Annotated in this window: 15 protein-coding genes; all 15 read right to left on the bottom strand. The window is 72.0% G+C overall.

The window, feature by feature from the left end; genetic code table 11:
• The coding region (locus H1A17_RS19065) for an amino acid adenylation domain-containing protein (RefSeq protein ID WP_194822525.1) at positions 1–3,791 on the bottom strand (3,791 nt) is incomplete at its 3' end.
• Complete coding sequence (locus H1A17_RS19060; RefSeq protein WP_205789073.1) at positions 3,788–4,948, bottom strand: SRPBCC family protein; 1,161 nt, start codon at positions 4,946–4,948, stop codon at positions 3,788–3,790. The genes H1A17_RS19065 and H1A17_RS19060, both read right to left, overlap by 4 nt.
• A 104-nt stretch (positions 4,949–5,052) precedes the next feature.
• The gene (locus H1A17_RS19055) at positions 5,053–6,288 is read right to left on the bottom strand and encodes an NAD(P)/FAD-dependent oxidoreductase (protein WP_194822524.1); all 1,236 of its coding nucleotides are present in this window, start codon (positions 6,286–6,288) and stop codon (positions 5,053–5,055) included.
• A gap of 1,101 nt (positions 6,289–7,389) precedes the next feature.
• Positions 7,390–8,151 carry an SDR family NAD(P)-dependent oxidoreductase gene (locus H1A17_RS19050; protein ID WP_145920449.1) on the bottom strand — a complete coding sequence of 254 codons (762 nt, stop codon included), beginning with the start codon at positions 8,149–8,151 and terminating at the stop codon, positions 7,390–7,392.
• A 28-nt stretch (positions 8,152–8,179) separates the two neighbouring features.
• Positions 8,180–8,842: an NADPH-dependent F420 reductase gene (gene npdG / locus H1A17_RS19045; RefSeq protein ID WP_240762196.1), complete on the bottom strand. Its 663-nt coding sequence runs from the start codon at positions 8,840–8,842 to the stop codon at positions 8,180–8,182.
• Between the two features lie 218 nt (positions 8,843–9,060).
• Entirely contained in the window at positions 9,061–9,396 is a 336-nt protein-coding gene (locus tag H1A17_RS19040; RefSeq protein WP_194822523.1) for a VOC family protein, read from the bottom strand.
• Positions 9,393–10,376, bottom strand: a complete 984-nt coding sequence (locus H1A17_RS19035) for an LLM class flavin-dependent oxidoreductase (protein WP_194822522.1) — start codon at positions 10,374–10,376, stop codon at positions 9,393–9,395. The genes H1A17_RS19040 and H1A17_RS19035 overlap by 4 nt, the downstream gene beginning before the upstream one ends.
• Before the next feature lie 9 nt (positions 10,377–10,385).
• Complete coding sequence (locus H1A17_RS19030; protein ID WP_145920453.1) at positions 10,386–11,357, bottom strand: enoyl-CoA hydratase/isomerase family protein; 972 nt, start codon at positions 11,355–11,357, stop codon at positions 10,386–10,388.
• Positions 11,358–11,372: 15 nt separating this feature from the next.
• Positions 11,373–12,368: an LLM class flavin-dependent oxidoreductase gene (locus H1A17_RS19025; RefSeq protein WP_145920454.1), complete on the bottom strand. Its 996-nt coding sequence runs from the start codon at positions 12,366–12,368 to the stop codon at positions 11,373–11,375.
• Positions 12,365–13,990 carry a class I adenylate-forming enzyme family protein gene (locus H1A17_RS19020; RefSeq protein WP_194822521.1) on the bottom strand — a complete coding sequence of 542 codons (1,626 nt, stop codon included), beginning with the start codon at positions 13,988–13,990 and terminating at the stop codon, positions 12,365–12,367. The genes H1A17_RS19025 and H1A17_RS19020 overlap by 4 nt, the downstream gene beginning before the upstream one ends.
• Positions 13,987–14,988, bottom strand: coding sequence for an LLM class flavin-dependent oxidoreductase (locus tag H1A17_RS19015; protein WP_194822520.1), 1,002 nt, complete (start codon positions 14,986–14,988; stop codon positions 13,987–13,989). The genes H1A17_RS19020 and H1A17_RS19015 overlap by 4 nt, the downstream gene beginning before the upstream one ends.
• A complete protein-coding gene (locus H1A17_RS19010; RefSeq protein ID WP_145920457.1) occupies positions 14,985–16,076 on the bottom strand; it encodes an LLM class flavin-dependent oxidoreductase in 1,092 nt (363 codons plus the stop codon). Before H1A17_RS19010 ends, H1A17_RS19015 begins: the two co-directional genes overlap by 4 nt.
• Positions 16,077–16,150: 74 nt before the next feature.
• The gene (locus H1A17_RS19005) at positions 16,151–17,179 is read right to left on the bottom strand and encodes an acyl-CoA dehydrogenase (protein ID WP_145920458.1); all 1,029 of its coding nucleotides are present in this window, start codon (positions 17,177–17,179) and stop codon (positions 16,151–16,153) included.
• 13 nt (positions 17,180–17,192) lie between these two features.
• Positions 17,193–18,344, bottom strand: coding sequence for an acyl-CoA dehydrogenase family protein (locus H1A17_RS19000; RefSeq protein WP_145920459.1), 1,152 nt, complete (start codon positions 18,342–18,344; stop codon positions 17,193–17,195).
• A 33-nt stretch (positions 18,345–18,377) separates the two neighbouring features.
• A complete protein-coding gene (locus H1A17_RS18995) occupies positions 18,378–19,925 on the bottom strand; it encodes an AMP-binding protein (protein WP_145920460.1) in 1,548 nt (515 codons plus the stop codon).
• Positions 19,926–19,932: the final 7 nt, after the last annotated feature.

Below are 19,932 nucleotides of genomic sequence, written 5' to 3'. Positions count from 1 at the left end.
CCGGCCGGTGCGGGGTGCGCCGGCTCCGTCGCGGCGTCGCCGGCAGCGTCGGCGGTCGCGTCGGTGGTGGCCGCGACGACCGCCTCGGCGGCGGCGACGACGGCCTGCTCGGGGGTCGTCCCGGTGGTGCCGGGCCGGGTGCGTTCGGGCACGGCGGGCGCGGGTCGGAGCAGTTCGGCGAGCCGCTCGGGGGTGCCGGTGGCGAAGATGGCCGGTGGGCTCACCGCGACGCCGAACTCCTCGGTGAGCGCCAGCGCCGCGCGGGTGACGTTGGCCGAGTCACCGCCGAGGTCGAAGAAGTTGTCGGTGACCAGGAACTCGTCGTGGCCGAGCACGGCGGCGAAGACCCGCGCGATGCGCTGCTCCGGCGCGACGGTCGATGCCGGCACCACGGCGGGCTCCGGCACGGTGGTCGGCTCGGGCACCACGGCGGGCTCCGGCGCGACGGTCGACTCCGAAACGACGGTGGGCGACGGCGCGACGGTCGACTCCGGTGTGCCGGTCGGTTCCGGGGCGGGCCCGGTGACCGTCGGGGTCGCGGCGGGCGCGACGGAGGGGACGCCGGTGCGGATGATGGTGTGCCGGTCCGGCAGCGGCAGCCGGCCACGGGCGATCTTGCCGTTGTCGGTCAACGGCATCGCGTCGAGCCGTACGTAGGCGTCCGGCACCATGTACTCGGGCAGCCGCCGGCCGACGAAGGCGTCCAGCTCCGCCTTGACCAGGGTGCGGTCGCCGACGAGGTACGCGGTCAGCCGCGGTTCGCCCCGGCCCTCGAAGGCGACGGCGATGACGGCGGCGGCGGTGACGCCGGGGAACTCCGCCAGGACGCGTTCGATCTCGGCCGGTTCGATCCGGTTGCCCCGGACCTTGACCTGCGAGTCGGCCCGGCCCAACCACTCGATCGCGCCGTCGGCGTGCCGCCGGACGGTGTCCCCGGTGCGGTAGAGCCGCTGGCCGCTGACCGGGTGGGTGAGGAACACCTCGGCGGTCCGGTCCGGACGGTTGACGTAGCCCCGGGCCAGGCCGACGCCGGACAGGTACAGCTCGCCGGTGTCGGTGGGGTTCAGATCGGCGTCGAGCACGTGCAGGGCGAGGTTGGGCAGCGGTTCGCCCAGGGGCAGGAACGCGCCGACCGACTCGACCCGGTGGGCCGACGCCCAGATCGTCGCCTCGGTGGGGCCGTAGAGGTTCCACAGGGCGTGGGCGGTGCCGTGCAGTTGCTGGGCGGTCGCCGGCACCAGGGCCTCGCCGCCGGACAGGACGGTGAGCTGGGGCGTCGGCGTCCAGCCGGTCTCCAGCAGCAGCCGCCACATGCTCGGGGTGGCCTGGGCGACGGTGACCTCCCCGATCAGGTCGGCCAGCCGGTGCGGGTCGCGGGCCACCGCCCGCGACGCCAGGGTGACGGTCGCGCCGACGGTCAGCGGCAGCAGCAGTTCCAGCAGGGAGATGTCGAAGGCGACGGTGGTGTGCGCGAGCACACGGTCGGTCTCGGTGGTGCCGAGCCGTTCCCCGATACCGGTCAGGAAGTTCGCCAGCGCGGCGTGCCCGATCTCCACCCCCTTCGGTTCACCGGTCGACCCGCTGGTGAACAGCACGTAGGCGAGGTCCGCGCCGGTGACGGTGGGCGGCACGGCCAGCGCGGACCCGTCCGGGCCGGGGATCGGCAGCACCGGCCCGACCGACTCGCCGCACGCGAGGCTGGGTGCGTCGGCGAGGATCAGGTCGCACTCGGCGACCTGCACGTAGCGGCGCAGCCGCTCCACCGGGTAGTTCGGGTCGAGCGGCAGGAACGCCGCACCGACCCGGAGGATGCCGAGCATGGCCGGGACGAGGTCGGGGCCGCGCTCGGTGAGCAGGCCGACGACGGACCCGGCGCCGAGCCCCTGGTCGTGCAGGTGGGCGGCGATGGCGTCGGCCCAGGCGTCCAGGGTGGCGTAGTCGATCGTCCGGGCCCCGCTGCGGACCGCGACGGCGTCCGGCCGGGCCGCCACGGTCGCCGCGACCAGGTCCAGCACGGTGGGTACGGAGGCTGCTTCCTCGGCCGCACGGTCCGGGTGGGACGCGACGTCGGTCGGCCCGGCGGCGTCGGACCCGCCGGGGGGCGTCGGACCGGCCGGTGCCGCCCCGTCGGCGGAGTCGGGTGCTGCCGACCCGGTCACAGCCTCGTCGGCAGCGGCAGGTGTCGATGCGACGGTCGGCGCGGGCATCGGCGCGGCGGTGCCGAGCAGCATCGCCCCGAGGGCGAGGTCCTCGACCCGCTCGGCGAACTCCAGCGCCTCGTCGTCGGACATGGCGGTTTCCCGGACGAACACCGTGGGCGGGCCGTCGTGCAGGCAGAGCAGGGCGATCTCGGTGTCCGGCTCGGTGGCCGCCTCGTCGTCGGGATGCCGCTGGAGGACGGCGATCCGGGTGAAGGTCGGCCCGTCGGAGCCGACCGGGCGGTACGCCAGGCCGAGGCGTACCTCCAGGTCGGTGGCGTACCCGTGCCGGGCGGTCGCCTCGTCGAGCCGGGCGGTCAGTTCGTCGGCGGCGGCGGCGTCGAAGCGGACCGGGACGCGGGCGACGGCGAGCCCGTGGGTCGCCTCGGCGAGGGCCGGCGCGGACGAGGCCGACCAGGCGAAGTCGAAGCTCGGCGCCTCCATCCGTTCGGCGAGCACGGCGAGGAAGGCGCGGATGACGGTGACCGTCTCGGCCCACGACCGGGGCAGGTACGCCAACTCGTACCGGCCGTAGTGCGCGGACGCGGCGGAGAAGTCCTCGGCGGGCAGCGGCGCCGGCCGCAGGTCGGTCAGGCGGGCCTTCCACCAGGACTCGTGCCGGCGCAGCGGTCCCTGCGCCTCGGCGATCGCGGCCAGCCGCCCGGGGGGTGCCGCCGGCAGCGGCCGGCCGGGGGTGATGCCCAGCCGTTGGGCCACGGCCCGGCCGCTGAGGGCGCTGCCGTCCGTCGCCGTGAAGTCGCTCAGCAGCAGGTCGCCGTCGGGGGTGGACAGGGTCAGCGCGGATTCGGTGACGGCCGTCACGACGGTCACCGGGGGCGGGTCCTCGCGGGGGATACGGCGGATCTGCCGGACGAACACCGCCCCTTGGGCGGTGACCAGGGCCGGCACCCCGAGCGGGTTGGGGAACGTGCCGTAGTCGAGGGCCTTGGCGATGCGTTCGGCCTCGACGGCGGAGGTCCCGGCGTGGATGAGGCCGCCGCCGGCGATCCGGTCCCGCTGGTGGTAGAAGCGACGCTCGCGGTCGCCGGTGTCGACCGGTTCGGGCAGTGCGCGCCGCAGCAGGTGCCCGACGAGGTCGGCGAAGAGCGCGATGCCCACCTCGGCGGTCTCGTAGGTCAGGGACAGCGCGGTGGAGTGGGTCCGGACCGGGAACCACCGTTCCAGCAGCACGGGGCCGGCGTCCACCGCCTCGGTCATCCGGTGCCAGGTCGCGGCGTGCCGGCCCGCGCCCTCGTAGAGCGCCCAGGCGGCGACGTTGCTGCCGGAGTAGCGGGGCAGTGGACCGTCGTGGAAGTTGATCGCGGCCACCCGTGGCAGCGCCAGCACCGGGCCGGGCAGGATCCGGAAGTTGACGATGCTGAACAGGTAGTCGACCTCGGTGGCGGTGAGCGCGGCGGCGAGGTCGGCGTGCGGGTCGAGCACCGGGACGTCGTGCGCGTCCGCCCAGGCGACGGCGACGGGTTCGTCGGTGAAGACGCCCTCGATCCGTACCCCGGCCGCGACGAGCTGGTCGGCGCAGCGGGCCAGGACCCGGGTGCCGCCGATGAGGAAGCAGTTGACCACGGCCGTCATCCCTCGGTGTCGACGGGGTCGGCCGTCTCGCGCGCCACCCAGGCGTCGATCTGGGAGACGACCTCCTCGTCCAGGGAGAGCTGGCCGGGCGACCAGAGCGGGTTGGACAGGCCGCGGTGGGTCCGCTCGCACATCTCCCAGTCCTCGTAGTTGGCCTTGTCCCAGAGCGCGAAGACGGCCTCGTGCGAGAAGTCGCTGCGGGCCGTCTCGGAGGGGTGGAACAGCCAGAAGTGCCGCACGTAGCAGGTGCTCGGGCTCTCCGGCCAGACCCACTGCATCATCACGTAGTCGGCGGTGAAGCCGAAGAGCAGGTTCGGCAGGATGGTGATCCAGTTGATCTTCTTGAGGTCGGCGTCCGGGACCAGCGGCATGGGTGCCCGGTCGCTGCGTCCGGTCATCGACACCGAGTTGTACTTGTCCCGGATGACCTGCCACGCGCCGACGATGTCGCCCTTGAGCTCGTAGGTGCCCGCGTCGTCGAAGTCGGTGATCCGGTGCAGGTCCTTGTGCGCCGTCGGGAAGTGCAGGCTCTCGTTGACGTTGTGCGCCACCAGCTTCCAGTTGGAGGCGACCGGGTAGTCCTTGGCCTGCACGCACTTCAGGTCGGCCAGTTCGTAGACCCGGGCGAACTCGCCGAACTCGCCGAGGGAGGCGTCGAGGTCGGGCGCGTCGTCGGAGAAGGTGATGAAGACGACCCCGAACCGGATCTCGGTACGCACCGGCAGCAGGCCGTTCTTCTCCTTGTCGAAGAAGTGGTCGAAGTACGTGCCGTTGAAGCTCTTGAGCTTGCCGTTGCGGTCGTAGACCCAGCAGTGGTAGATGCAGACGATGCTCTGCCGCTTGCCGGTGGCCTCCTCCACCAGCCGGTACCCCCGGTGGCGGCAGTAGTTGTGGTACGCCTGGATGCCGTTGTCGCCGTTGATGATCAGGATCGAGCCGGTGCCGATGGTCAGGGTCGCGTAGGAGCCCTTCTCGGTGAACCGGGAGACGTGGTCCACCGGCAGCCAGCGGCGGCGGTAGATCCGTTCCAGCTCCCGCTGGTGCTGCTCCTCGCCGGTGTAGAACGCGTGGGACCGGCCACGGCCGCCGGTGTCGTAGTACGGCCGTTGGTCGTCCTGTTGGCCGATGAGATCGAACATGCTGGACGCGCGCGTCATCTGCCTGCCTCCTCCGTGGGGGGTCAAGTGCCACGAACGAACGGCGGAGGACGGGGACGTCCTCCACCGTCGTGCCGCGCCTGTCCCGCGCGGCCTCACGCCGATCAGGACGGTTCGTAGATCCGCTTGTGCTGGGGTACGCCGGCGTCGTCGTAGATCCGGTCCAGGTTGTCGGGGGCGAACAGCTCGTGCCCCTCGACCCCGCCGGCGATCATGCCGAGCATCTTGGTGGTCCACTCCCGGCTGGTGCTGATCGCGCCGAGCACCGCCTCCAGGTACGGGTCGAGGGTCAGCTCGGCCATCGCCGTGGTGTAGTCGTAGACCGGCGCGCTCTCCTCGTCGCGCACCTTGACGTAGTCGGCGAGGGCGTCGTCCATGGTCCGCTCGCCGGAGAGCGCCTCGTGGATGCGGTCGGCGAGCAGCTCGCCGTGCAGGAAGGCGTCGGTCATGCCCCACCCGGTGATGGGGTCCTTGTGGTAGCCGGCGTCGCCGACCAGCGCCCAGCCGGGGCCGTGCGAGCGACGGTAGTAGTTGTCCGGGTAGCGCATCGGCCGCAGCGGCTCCTCGCGCCGGCCCTGCTCGCGTAGCTGCGCGCCCATCTCCGGCTCGACGTCGTCGAAGACGGCCAGGAAACGCGCCTCGGGGTCCTGGCGGAACTCCTTGAGCTGCCGGCGGGTGCAGATGACGGCGACCATGTTGACGTCGCCGTTGGTCGGCCAGGTGCCGAACCACTGCTCGTGGAAGCCGGTCTTGTGGTGCAGGCCCCAGTCCAGGCCGCTGTAGTAGGAGTAGTAGGTGAACCCGGCGGCGGGCCGCACGTTGTACAGCTCCGCGCCGACCTTCCGGGCCACCGTCGAGTGGAAGCCGTCGGCGCCGACCACCACCGTGGACCGGAACTCCTGCTCCGGCCCGTCGCCCTCGCGGCCCCGGATGCCGACCACCCGACCGTCGGAGAAGACCAGGTCGGAGACGGTGAACTGCTCCAGGACCTCGACGCCGGCCCGGCGGGCGGCGTTGACCAGGATCTCGTCGAGCACGATCCGACGCGGGCAGTAGACGGCGTCGATCCCGTCGATGGGGTCGGCGAACCCGATCAGCGGGATGCCGTGGTTGGCGTAGTTCATCGTCCGGATGGCCGGCGTCTTCGCGTCGATCACCTCGTCGAGCAGTCCCCACGCCTGGAGGCGGGACAGCCCGGCCTGGTGGATGTAGTGGGTCGACACCGCGTCGCTCGGAAAGGAGGAGCGGTCGACCATCAGAACCCGGTGGCCTTGCCGGGCCAATAGCATTGCCACGGGCGAACCCGCGCAGCGTGCACCGACAACGATTACATCGAACATGGGCCTGCTCCGATCAGTCGTCAGCCCTGGAAAGCAACCGTCCAATGCGGATGTGGGATTGCCACGAGAGTACGTTTCCACGTTCCTCATGGTCAATACGCAGGTTCGCCGGCGGGTGGTGAATGAGAACGCTAACAAGAAGGAGTCCCTGCTTGTGGACCATGCTCGAATCGGCAGAGTGTGACGTGGGTCACATGCATAAAGCAGCCTGAATGAAAGCTGAGAATTGCACTGAGCTGGGATGATCACTTTCGGTTTACCAAATCACCCCGACCAATCACAGAATCGAGTCGGGGTGAACGACCCCGCAGCCACCCCGGAAGCAGGACCATCCGGCGAAGCGCCCGCCTGGGCTAATCGGTGGCGAGGTGCTCCCAGGGCGGGCCAAACCCCCAAGAGGGGCAACGATCCCCCGTTAACACTTACCGCAACATTTCGGTCATGGCTGCCCTGAACAGGAGATACATCTACGAGAATCGAAGTTGATCGATTAATATCCGGTCAACACCGCAATGGTGAACAACCCTGATGATTGCCTCCGGCAATCTCTGGCTCGCCATTTGGTTGCCTCGACGAATCGTTGCCCCGGGCGCTTTTCTCTGCGACGGACGACGAAGGTCGTACACCCGGGACGGCACCACCCGACCACCCGCCGCCGACCAACCCGCGCCACCCGGACACGCCGACCTCACCGTCGCGGGTAGCCGACAGTTTCGGTACCCACTGAGACAGGGGAAACGAGTCGCCGAATAACTTTCCGGTCGGTCGGCGGGACGGTTTCGGGCACCGGAATCACGGAAAGAACCGTCGGACCAGAAATGCCGACGCGTCGGGGACAATTCGATACGGCCCGTGACAGCGATGCGGAGAGAAACGGTCACCCGGGCATCGCACCGGCCGACGCGGCCGGGTGACGACGCCTTTCCCGGCGCCGGGGAATCACATCTTTCGCGCGGACGTCACGTTGCGGTCGCCCGCTCGTCGGATTACACCGGTATTCGGCCCCACCAGCCCCCGATCCGCCCGGCAGACCGGCCGGTCAACGTTCCCGACCCGCCCGGCGTACCGATGTGCTCCGGCCCGCCCGGCCGCGCGGCGGGATCAGCGGGGTGCCATCCGGAGGGCGCCGTCAAGGCGGATGACCTCGCCGTTGAGGTAGTCGTTGCCGATCAGGGAGAGCACGAGGGCGGCGTACTCCCCCGGATCGCCGAGGCGGCCCGGGAACGGCACCCCGGCGGCGAGGCCGGCCCGGTACTCCGACGACACGGTCTGCATCATCGGCGTCAGCATGATGCCGGGCGCGATAGTCATCACCCGGATGCCGTGCGGGGCGAGGTCACGGGCGGCCGGCAGGGTAAGCCCGACGACGCCGCCCTTGGAAGACGCGTACGCCGCCTGGCCAACCTGGCCCTCGTAGGCGGCGACCGACGCGGTGTTGACGATCACGCCCCGCTGGCCGTGCCCGTCCGGGGCGGTTTCCGCGATCCGTTCCGCGGCGAGCGTCAGCACGGTGAAGGTACCGATCAGGTTGACCCGGACGACGCGGGCGTACAGGTCGAGATCGTGGACGCCGCGCCGGCCGAGGATCCGCTGCGACGGGGCGATGCCGGCGCAGTTCACCACCGTCCGCAGGGGATGGTCCCCGGCGGCGGCCCGGTCGACCGCCGCGCGGACCGCCGCCGGGTCGCACACGTCGACGTCGACATGGCGCACCCCGGCCGGCGCGTCACCGGCGGCGGCGATGGCCGGCCCGAGATCGAAGCCGTGGACGGTGGCACCCGCGCCGGCCAGCGCGGCGGCGGTGGCCGCGCCGAGGCCGGACGCGGCGCCGGTGACGATGGCGGTGGTACCTGCGAGTTCCATCCTGTGCTCCTTCGTGCCGGGGGCGGGGTCAGACGTCGGTGACGCGCAGGCCCGCGTGGGCCCGGTAGCGCCGGTTGACCGAGATGAGGTTGGCGGTGAACGCCTCGACCTGGTGGGCGTTGCGCAGCCGCCCGCCGTAGACGCCCCGCACCCCGGGGATGGCGGCGGCGAGTTCCCGGACCAGGTCGGTGGCCTCGCGGTCGTCGCCGAGCACCAGCACGTCGGTGTCCACCCGGTCGAGGTCCGGGTCCTCCAGGTGTACGGCCGAGACGTGGTGGAACGCGGCGACGACCCGCGACCCGGTGAGGATCGCGGCGGCCTGTTGGGCGGCGGAGCCCTCCGCGACGGGCAGGGCGTAGGCACCCTGCTTGTCGAAGCCCAGCGGATTCACGCAGTCCACGACGATCTTCCCGGCCAGGGCCGGGGCGAGCGTGGTGAGCAGCTCGGCGTGCCCGTCCCAGGGCACCGCGACCACCACGATGTCGGCCTGCGCGGCGGCGTCGGCGTTCGACCCGCCCCGGACCCGGCCGGGCAGCGCGGCGGCCGTCCGGGCGGCCCGCTCGGCGTCCCGCGACCCGAGTACGACGTCCAGCCCGGCCGCCCCGAACCGCCGGGCCAGCCCCCGCCCCTGCGGCCCCGTCCCGCCGAGCACACCGACGGTACGGCCCCGCAGTTCGTCACTCACACTCACGTAGATCTCCTTCTCGTCCACTACCGCCCGCCCCATGCGGTCCCCTCCCGCCCCCTGCCCTGCCCCGCGTTGCGGTGATCAAGAGATTCGCGTCAGTTGATCAAGAGATTTGCGTCATCGTGGAGATCACCCCTGACGCTTTTCTCTTGATCACCGGAGCGGGCGGGGTGGGGCAGGCGGGGCGGAGGGAGGGCGGGGGGTGGGGGGTGGGGGGTGGGTCAGGGGTGGGGTTGGTAGAGGGTCAGGGGGTTGCCGGTGGGGTCGGTGACCAGGGCCCGGCGTTCGTGCGGGCCGGTGGTCGGGGTGGAGACGGTGACACCTGCGGCGGCCAACTGGGCGAGGCAGGCGTCGAGGTCGTCGACCTGGATGCTGAGCACGGTGCGGCCGGTGACGGGTTGCTGGCCGGCGTCGGCCAGGCCGATGGTCACCGTGCCGTCGGTGACGGCGGCGTACCGGTCGCCGTCGCGGAACTTCATGGTCAGCCCGAGCGCGGTGTAGAAGGCGAGTTGGGCGTCCAGGTCGTCGGCGGGGACGATCACGTGACCGATCTTCATGGCCGGAACCTCGGCATCACCTCGCGGGCGAACCGCTCGACGATCTCGATGGACCGTTCGATCGGCAGGCCGAGCCATTGGGCCCGGAAGACGAAATGGTTGTATCCGGCGTCGGCGAAGTCCCGGATCTTTGCGGCAATGTCGTCGGGCGAGCCGAAAAAGAGCGCCTTTTCCTTGATCGCGTCCCATTGGGACTCGAAGAAGTCCATGCCGTACTGGACGTACTCGCCGTAGGAGCGTTTCACCTGTTCACCGGCGACGGCGAACGCGGCGTCGGCGGAGTCGGCCACGCACAGGTCCCGGTGGATCGGGAAGACCGCGTCCCGCTCGTCGAACCCGGCGGCCCGCCGCTGTTCGCGGTAGTCGGCCAGGTTGCCCACGGCCCAGTTGCGGCGCACGTTGGACGGAGCCAGCCAGGGCAGCCCCTGCCGGGCGATCCGGGCGATCCCGGTCGGGCCGTTGGCGCCCACCCAGACCGGCGGATGCGGACGCTGCACCGGCAGCACGCTGCACCGCACCCCGTCCAGGGCGAAGTGCTTGCCCTGGTGGTGCACCGGCTCCCCGGTCCACAGCTGCTGCATCACCGCCAGCGCCTCGTTCATCCGGGACACCCGGGTCCGCCGTTCGATGCCGAACGCGGCGAACTCGACGTCGCGGTAGCCCGAGCCGATGCCGAGGACGAACCGGCCGCCGGACATCTGGTCGATGGTGGCGATCTCCTCGGCCCAGTGCACGGGGTGGCCCAGCGGCAGGATGAGGATGCCGGTGCCGAGCTGCATCGTCCCGGAGTGGTCGACGAGCCGGCTGAGCAGCGGCAGCGGCTGCGGGGTGCTCAGCGACGACAGGTAGTGGTGGATGCCGAAGACCGAGTCGTAGCCCAGGTCCCGGATGTGCTGGACGTACTCGACGGTCTCACCGACCCGGCGACCCAGGTCGTCGCCGGGGGCGTACTGGTGGTCGAGCAGGATGCCGAACTTCACGCCGGTCGCCTACTCTTCCCGCGACCGGCTGTCACTGAGCCGGAAGTAGGGGGCGACGAGCCGGTCCCGGTCGGCCAGCGCCTGCGCGATGCCCTTCTCCCGGCGTTCCTTGAGGAAGTTCCAGTCGCCCTCGGCGAAGCTGACGTTGGTGGCCCAGCCGTGCCCGACCCAGCCGGTCATCGCCCCCAGGCCCTTGCCCCGGGCCTCCATGACCACCTGCATCATCGACTTGCCCATCATCAGCGAGTCCAGCGGCATCACCGCGATCGCGTCGGCGTAGTCGTCGACCCACTTCTGGAGTTCGTCGCGGGGGACGACCTTGGTGACCAGGCCCTTGCGTTCGCCCTCCTCGGCCCCGATCGCCCGCATGGTGAGCATGACGTCCTTCATCGTGGTCAGGCCGACCTTCTCGATCCAGTGGTACATGTCCTGCGGCGCGGGGCCGAGGTAGCGGAACGCCGGGTGGGTGAAGCGGGCGTCCGGGGAGGCGATGACGATGTCGGCGGAGAGCGCGATCTGGAAGTGCCCGCCGTAGCAGTAGCCCTGCACCTGGCAGATGGTCGCCTTGAGCGACTCGATGATCGGCCGGGTGAAGCCGGAGCTGAGCACGTTGCGGTCCGGCAGGATGCGCTGCCGCTGCGCCGGGCGACGCCGGGACGCCTTGTCGGTGCCGGTCCGGTAGCCGATGTAGTGGCCGAGTTCGGCGGCGTCGGCACCCGTGCCGAAGTGCTCCCCCTCCCCCGTGAACACGATGACCTTGACCCGGTCGTCGGTCTCCGCCTCGCGGACCAGGTCGCCGACCCGTTCGAAGGCGGCCACCGGGATGGCGTTGAGCCGCTCGGGACGGTCGAAGGTGATGGTGGCGACGGCCCGTTCCTCGTCGACGTCGTAGCGGACGTACTTCGCGAGGACCTCGGGGTCGACCTCCATGTTCTCGACGTCCCACTGGTTTTCCAGCAGTTCGGCTTCGGTCTTCTTCACGGCGAATTCCTTAGGTCAGGTGGTGGTACGGAAGGCGGGGATCACGTCGGTGGCGAACAGCCGCAGCGAGGCGCGCAGCTTCTCGGTGGGCATGCCCAGCCACCCGGGCCGGAAGATGAGATGGTCGAACCCCAGGTCCCGCAGGGCGGAGATCCGCTCGACGAGGAACTCGGGCGAACCCAGCAGCAGCGTGTTGCGGACCAGCTCGTCGAACCGGTCCCGCTGCCAGCGCAGCGCCGGGTACTCGGCGTACGTCGAGTACTCGACCCGGGCGTGCGGCAACGCCTCCGCGACGGCCTGCTCGGTGCTCGGCGCGCAGTACAGCTCCACGCCGACGGGCCGCTGCACCGTCGCCGGGTCCCGCCCGTACTCGGCCAGCGCCTCGTTGTAGACGGCCAGGTGCTCGGGCAGGAAGCGGCGGCTCGGGGAGTTGCCCGGCGCGTACCAGGCGTCGCCGAGCCGGGCGGCCCGGCGGACCGCCTTCTTGCCGCCGGCGCCGATCCAGATCGGTGGGCCGCCCGGGGTCAGCGGCGGGATGCCGATGGTGGCGTCGACCTGCGGGTAGAACTCGCCGTCGTGGGTGACCGGCGCACCGCTCCACAGCGCCCGGATCAGCCGCAGGCTCTCGTCGAAGCGGCGGAACCGGGTCTCCGGGTCGACGCCGAAGGCAGCGAACTCGTTCTCCCGGTAGCCCGCCCCGACGCCGAGGATCACCCGCCCGCCGGAGAGATGGTCGAGGGTGGCGAACTCCTCGGCGACATGCACCGGGTGGAACATCGGCAGCAGCAGGATGCCGGTGCCGAGCAGCATGTCCCCGGAGCGCGGGATGAGGCTCGCCAGCATCGAGATCGGCTGCGGGGTGGCCAGGTTGGACTGGAAGTGGTTGATCGTCCACACCGAGTCGTAGCCCAGTTCGGCGGCGAGTTCGACGGTGCCGAACAGGTCGTCGAGGTGCCTGCGGAGGTCGTCGCCGGGCGGGTACTGGTGCGACGCCATGATGCCGAACCTCATCGGTTCCCCCTTGCGTGCGGCCGGTCGGTCCCGCCGGCATCCGAGCCGGGCGTCGCCGCCCGGCTGGTCCCGTCCGGCCCGGTCGCGGGGGCCGCTGCGCGGCTGATCTTGCCGGTGGCGCTGCGTTCCAGGACGGGCACGAACTCGATCCGCCGGGGGGTCTTGAAGTGCGCCAGCCGCTCCCGGGCGTACGCGACGAGCCGCGCGGCCAGGTCGGTGTCGTCGACCGTGTCGTCGACCGCGCGGACCACCAGCGCCACCGGGATCTCGCCCAGCCGGTCGTCCGGCCGGCCGAGCACCCGGACGTCGCGCACCAGCGGGTGCCCGCGCAGTTCGTCCTCGATCTCCTCGGGCCACACCTGGAAACCACCGCACTTGATCATGTCCCGCTTGCGGCCGACCAGGAAGAGCACCCCGTCGGGGTCGACGTAGCCGATGTCGCCGGTGTGCACCCAGCCGTCGCGGACCAGCTCGGCCGAGGCGGCGGCGTCGTCGACGTACCCCCGGGTCAGCGCGGAGCGGACCACCACCTCGCCCTCCGCGCCGGTCGGCAGCGCGGCCCCGGCGTCGTCGCGGATCTCCAGCTCGACGCCGGGGTAGACCCGGCCGGCCGAGCCGGGCTTCCACCGGCCGGCCTTCATGTCCCGGCCGGTCCAGCCGGCGATGTGCCCGGCCTCGGTCGAGCCGTAGTTGACCAGGATGGGCACCCGGTAGCGCTCCTCGAAGGCGCGCCGCACCGGCCAGGAGATCGCCTGCCCGGCCACCAGCACCGACCTGACCCCGGCGAACGGCAGGTCCCGTTCGGCGTGCACGATGTCGAAGACCATGGTGGGCAGCAGGAACAGGTTGTCGAACCCGAACCGGGGCATCAGGTCGGCGAGCCGGTCGACGCCGAAGCGTTCCCAGACCACCGCCGGCCGCCCCACGAAGTACGCGAACAGCAGCGCGTGCTGGCCGCCGCTGTGGAACAGCGGCAGCGCGATCAGGTTGGGGCGGGCGTCGCGGGTGGCGCTGCCCTCGGCCTCGGTGCCGGTGGTGACCCGGGCGAGCCGCATCAGCGACTCCCGCGTCCCGCCGTGGGTGACGCTGACCGCCTTGGGTCGTCCGGTGGTGCCGCCGGTGAACAGGATGCACGCCTCGGCCTGCGGCCCGACGTCGACGCCGGCGACCCGGGTCTCCTGCCGCCACGGCAGTTCGGGCACGTCGGTCAGCGCCGCCGCGACCGAGCGGACCGGGATCCGCCCGGCGTCGCCGTCGGCGGCGAGGAACGCGGCGACCACGTCGGGCCGGCGGTCGTCGACCAGCAGCAGCCGGGGCGCGGTCTTCGCCACCGACTCGGCCAGCTCGGCGGCGTTGTAGAGGCTGCTGACGGTGACCGGCACCGCGCCGATCTTCCAGGCCCCGAAGAGCAGGAAGACGATCTCGGGGCCGTTGGTCAGGTAGCAGGCGACCCGGTCGCCGGGGCCGACGCCCTCGGCGCGCAGCGCGGCGGCGACACCCCCGGCGAGCAGGTCGATCTGGTCGAAGGTCCAGGACCGGCCGTCCTCGCCGTACAGGCCGGGCAGGTCGCCCCGGTCGGCGCACCGGCCCTCCAGGACGCCGACCAGGTTGCCGGCGCTCACCGGGTCACCCCGGGCACGGTCGTGGCGACCCTGGGAATGACCTCCGCGCCGAAGCGGGCGAGCTGTTCCATCGCCTCGTCCTGGCTCGCGCCGACGAACTGGTGGCGCAGCGAGACCTCGGTGATGCCCAGTTCGGTCTCCCAGCGGCGCAGCTTGGCCACGATCTCGTCGGCCGAGCCGACCAGGCAGTCCTCGGCCAGGTACCGGTCGAGGTCGAGGGACTGCGCGTCGTCCCAGGACTTGTAGCCGGCGTACTGGCGTTGCAGGTGCGGACGGACGGCCGCGACCGCCGCCGGGTAGCTGTCACCGAGGTACGCCTCGCGGCTCATCGGGTACTCCCGGTCCAGGGGGAAGCCGCGCTCTTCCAGGTCGGCCCGGTAGATCCCGAGCAGTCGGGCCAGTTCGGCGTCGTTGCCCTTGGGGCCGATCAGCCACGGGGCGTCCAGCCGGGCGGCGCGCCGGACGGCCGGTTCGGCGAACGCGCCGATCCACAGCGGCGGGCCGCCGGGCTGGGCCGGGCGCAGCGCCAGCGACGCGCCGGGGACCTCGCCCCAGCTGCCGGCGGCGTCGATCGTCTCGCCGTTCCACAGGGCGCGCAGGATCGGCACGTACTCCCGCAGCCGGCGCAGCCGGTCCTCCCAGGCGACGCCGAACGCGGTGGTCTCGCGCCTGCGGTAGCCGGCGCCGATGCCGACGGTCAGCCGGCCGCCGCAGAGCACGTCGAGCGAGGCCAGGTCCTCGGCGAGGGCGACCGGGTTCAGCAGCGGGGCGAGCAGCACGCCGAACCCGATCCGGACCCGGGAGGTGGCGTGGGCGAGGTAGCCGGCCAGCGGGACGGGTTGGACGAACGCCGACCGGGCCAGGTAGTGGTGGCCGAGGTAGACGGCGTGGAAGCCGGCCGCCTCGGCGGCAGCCGCCTGGGCCAGTACGCCGTCGATGCCCTCGGCGGCGGATGCCGACGGATCGAACTGGGCACTCAGGAAGCAGCTGATCTTCACCCGAGGACCGCCTCGGCGGCGGGCACCCGCTCGGCGGCGCGGTCCTGGGCCCGGAAGTGCGGGATGACCTTGTCGGCGAACTCCTCCATGGAACGCAGCGCGGCGGTACGGTCCAGCGACGGAATCCGCAGCCAGCCGATGTAGTGGTTGATGCCGAGCTGTTCGCGCAGCATCTCGATGGTCTCGATGACGCGCTGGGCCGAGCCGAAGTTCCCACCGTGGGTCAGCGTCTGCTCCAGGGTCAGCAGCTCGATGTTCTTGGCGACCGCCGCGTAGTAGGCGCGTTCCTTGGCGATGGCGTCCTCCGAGCCGGGGATGACCTTGCCGACGGACTTGTAGTAGTTCATCGCCGCCTGGGCCGCCGCGCGCAGGCCCTCGTCGCCGTCGCCGCACCAGACCTGCTGCATGAACGGCAGGTCGTAGGTGGACAGGTCGAAGCCGTTCTCCCGCATGCTCTGCCGGTAGAGGTCGAAGTTCTTCTGCATGATGCCCAACGGCGTGAAGTTCGGTGAGGTGATGATCGACTCGCCGACCGCGCCGCGTTCCCGGAAGCTCTCCGGGGAGACCGTGCCCTGCAGGATGGGCGGCCCGCCGGGGGTGAACGGCCTCGGGTAGGTGGTGACGTTGTCGTAGTGGAAGATCTCGCCGTGGTAGGAGAAGTTCTCCTGCGACAGCGCGAGCCGCAGGATCTCCAGGGTTTCCTGGTAGCGCTGCTTGGACTCCTCCAGCGGCACGCCGAAGCCGGCGAACTCGGCGGGCTGGTAGCCGCGGCCGACGCCGATGGAGACCCGGCCGCCGCTGAGCACGTCGAGGGCGGCGATGTCCTCGGCCAGGCGCAGCGGGTGGTGCAGCGGGAGGACCAGGACGGCGGTGCCGATGGTGATCCGGCGGGTCCGCTCGGCGACGGCCATGCCGAAGTTCACCGGGCTGCCGAGGATGCCGTACTTCGAGAAGTGGTGCTCGGCGAGCCAGACCGAGTCGAAGCCCAGCTCGTCGGCCAGCTGGATCTCCTCGAGGGTTTCTCGGAGCACCTGATGGTCCGATGCGCCGTCGGCCACCGGGAACAGGTTCATGATTCCGAACTTCACGGCCTTCTCCTCATTTATTCCGACCAGCCGGTATGTTACTGCTCCGGGCTGGTGCCCGGCAAGACTTCCGCAGGTCAGCCCCGCGCTGCCCGACGTGCCCGGATGCGCAGCTCCCCGGCCCGCCGCCGGTGCCACGACCCCCGCCCGCAGCGGGCGTCGAGCACGAACGCGCGGCGCAGGAACAGGTGCGGGTCCGCCTCCATCGTGATGCCCATCCCGCCGTGCACCTGGATGCACCGCTCGGCGGCGAACACCGCCGCCTGCCCGGCCGCCGCCTTCGCCGCGTGCACCTGGACCCCGGCGTCCGGGCGTCCGGTGTCGACCGCCCACGCCGCGTACAGGGTCAGGTCCCACGCCGCCTTGCGCGCCGTGGCCGCCTCGGCGAGCGGGAACGCGACCCCCTGGAACGACCCGATCACCCGGCCGAACTGGCGGCGGGTACGGGCCTGCTCGGCGGCCAGGTCGATCGCCCCCTGCGCCACCCCGCACAGCTCGGCCGCCACCACCAGCGCCGCCCGCAGCGGCCCGGCACCGGCCGGCTGGGGCCGCTCGGGCGCCGCCAGCGTCAGGTCCGCCAGCGGCACCGACGGGTCCAGCGACTGCCGCGCGGTGATCCGGACCGGGTCGGCGAACCAGACCCCGGCCGGGCCGAGCGCGACGACGCCGTCGGCCTGCGCCGCGTACGGCACCAGGGTGCGTACCAGCGGGTCCACCGACGCCGCGTCGGCCCAGCCGGAGTTGCCCGGCACGTCGACCGCCGTGGTGAGCACCCGGCGACCGTCGAGCACCTCCTCGGGCAGCGGCCCCCGTTGCCCGTCGCCGCAGAGCAGCTGCACGGCCGCCGCGTGCGCCGGGAACCGGCTGGGCACCAACCGCCCACCGAGCGCCTCGACGGCGACCAGCAGGTCGATCAGGCCCGACCCGATGCCGCCGGCCGGCTCGGGCACCCCGAGCAACCCGAAGTCACGCAGCAGCGGCCCGTCCCCCGCCGGGGCCCGCCAGCCGCCCGACCACGCCGCGCGGGCCGTGCCCCGGTCGGCGTCCGCGAGCGCGCCCACGGTCCGGCCGATGTCCTGCTGTTCCTGGGTGAATGTCGCGCGCACCGGACCACCTCGCTCAGCGGGAGCGGGGCAGGCGCAACACCCGCTCCGCGAGAATCGACTTCTGGACTTCCTCCGTGCCGCCCTCGATGGTGTGGGCGCGGGCCCGCAGGTAGCGGCGCATCCGGGCGGCGGCGCCGTCGCCGTCGACCAGCACCCCGCCGGCCTCGTCGAGCTGCACGGCGAGCCGGTTGGCGTTCTGCACCACCCGGGCCCACAGGCTCTTGAGCGCCGAGGTCTCCGGGCCCGGCACCCCGCCGGCCCGGCTCTCGCCGAGCATCCGCATCGACCCGATCCGGACCGCCTCGGCGTCGCACTGCAACGCGCCCACCGCGTCGACGAAGGCGCTGTCGTCGGCGACGCCCCGCTCGAGGGCGACGTCGATCAGCCGGTCGACCGCCTGCCGGGCCCAGACCCACAGGTTCAGCGCCATGCTGCCGCGCTCGAAGGCGAGCGTGGTGAGCGCGACCGGCCAGCCGTTGCCGACCCCGCCGAGCACGTCGTCGTCGGCGACGAACACGTCGTCGAGGAACATCTCGTTGAACTCGGTGTCCCCGTTGATCATCACCAGCGACCGGACGGTGAACCCGTCCATCGGGGCGAGGAAGTAGGTGATCCCCCCGTGCTTCGGCGCGGCCGGGTCGGTACGGGCCAGCAGCAGGCAACGCGAGGCGTTGTGCGCGTTGGACGTCCAGATCTTGGCCCCGTTGATCCGCCAGCCCCCGTCGACGCGGGTCGCCGCCGTGGTCAGGCTCGCCAGGTCGGACCCGGAGCCGGGCTCGCTGAACCCCTGGCACCAGTACTCGTCGCCGCGCAGGATGCCGGGCAGGTGCCGGGCCTGCTGCGCGTCGGTGCCGTGCGCGATGATCGTCGGCCCGGCCAGCATCATGCCCACCCCGTTGAGCGGGTACGGCGCGCCGCGTACCGCGGCCTCCTCGTTGAAGACGGCCTGCGCCAACGCGTCCATCCCCCGGCCGCCGTGCGCCGCCGGCCAGGACAGCCCGGCCCAGTTGCCGGCGCAGAGCCGGTCCTGCCACACCCGGGACCAGTGCTCCCGCTCGTCCTGGGTCAGCTCCTCCTGGTCGGGCACGTCGGCCAGCGCCCCGTCGAGCCACCTGCCGACCTCGTGCCGGAACGCCAGGTCGCTGTCGCTGTCAGCGAAGTCCATGCCCACCCCCCTGTGGGTCGTCGGTGTCGCCGGTCATGCGCTGGCCTCCTCGGCGGGCACGAGCCGGGCCTTGTAGAGCTTGCCGTTCGGGTCGCGGGGCAGCGCGTCGCGCACGACGTAGGACTGCGGGCGCTTCGGCTTGGCCAGCCGCTCGGTGAGGTACCGGCGCAGCTGCGCGACGGCCGTGTCCGGGTCGGGCGCGGTGTCGGTGAGCACGACGTGCGCCTGGGGCACCTCGCCGAACTCCGGGTCGGGCACCCCGACGACCCCGACGTCGGCGACCCAGTCGTGGCCGATCAGCGCCGCCTCGATCTCGGCCGGGTAGACGTTGACCCCGCCGACCAGGATCAGCTCGGCCGCGCGGCCGGTGATGTAGAGGAACCCGTCGGCGTCGACGTGGCCGACGTCCCAGACGGTCATCAGGCCGTCGCGGCGCGCGCCGTCGGTCTTGCCGGGGTCGTTGTGGTACTCGACCCGGTCGTCGCCCTGGCGCATGTAGACGATGCCGGTCTGCCCGACGGGCACCTCGTTGCCCAGCTCGTCGAGGATGCGCAGGGTGGAGATCGAGGCCGGCCGGCCGACCGTGCCCGGGTGGGCCAGCCACTCGTGCGGGCGGGCCACGGTGGTGCCGACCTCGGTCGAGCCGTAGTACTCGTAGACCACCGGGCCGAACCAGTCGAGGATGCGCTGCTTGACCTCGCGCGGGCAGGGCGCCGCGCCGTGCAGGACATAGCGCAGCGAGGACAGGTCGTAGCGGTCGCGGACCGGATCGGGCAGTTGCAGCAGCCGGTAGAAGTGGGTCGGCACCATGCTGGTGCCGGTGACCCGGCGGGCCTGGACCCGGTGCAGGAAGCCCTCCGGCGTCCAGCCGTCCATCAGCACCATCGTGCCGCCGGCGTGCAGCGCGCCCATCGCCGGGGTGATGTTGGCCGAGTGGTACATCGGGGCCGACACCAGCCAGGACCCGAACGCCTCCCGCTCCATCCCGAACTCCCGGAACAGCCAGACGTAGGTCAGCGCGCCGGTGTCGGCGTCGACGCCGCTGAGCGGGCGCTTGACCCCCTTGGGCCGGCCGGTGGTGCCGGAGGTGTACATCATCAGCGAGCCGGCCGGGGTGTCCGCCGGGCTGGTGGCGGGCATGTCGGCGGTGAGCGCCGAGAGCGGTCGGGCCCGGTCGGTGCGGGGCGTGCCGTCGACGAAGACCTGGATGCCGGGCACCGCCGCGGCGGCGTCCACCACGACGTCCTCGACCCGGGCGGAGCCGACCACCACCCGGGCCTCGCTGTCGGCGAGGATGTAGCCGACCTCGGGGGCGGTCAGGTGGTAGTTGAGGGTGACCAGGTAGAGCCCGGACTGCATGGCCGCGAGATAGAGCGCGACCAGGCCGGGGCTGTTGGTCATCACCGCCGCGACGGTGTCGCCGGGCCGCAGGCCCGCGTGCGTACGCAGCCCGTGCGCGATCCGGTTCACCTCGGCGAACAGGTCACCGTAGGAGATCCGCCGGTCGTCGGCGGTCACGATCGCGCACAGCTCCGGTTCCGCGGCTGCCCACAGCCGGAACCCGGTCCGCTCCTGGCTCATCGGACTC

It is taken from the genome of Micromonospora sp. S-DT3-3-22, from assembly GCF_015354745.1.
GTDB lineage: Bacteria > Actinomycetota > Actinomycetes > Mycobacteriales > Micromonosporaceae > Micromonospora > Micromonospora wenchangensis.
Note: the sequence above shows the minus strand (reverse complement) of the source record. Positions and strands in the feature narration are given on the sequence as shown.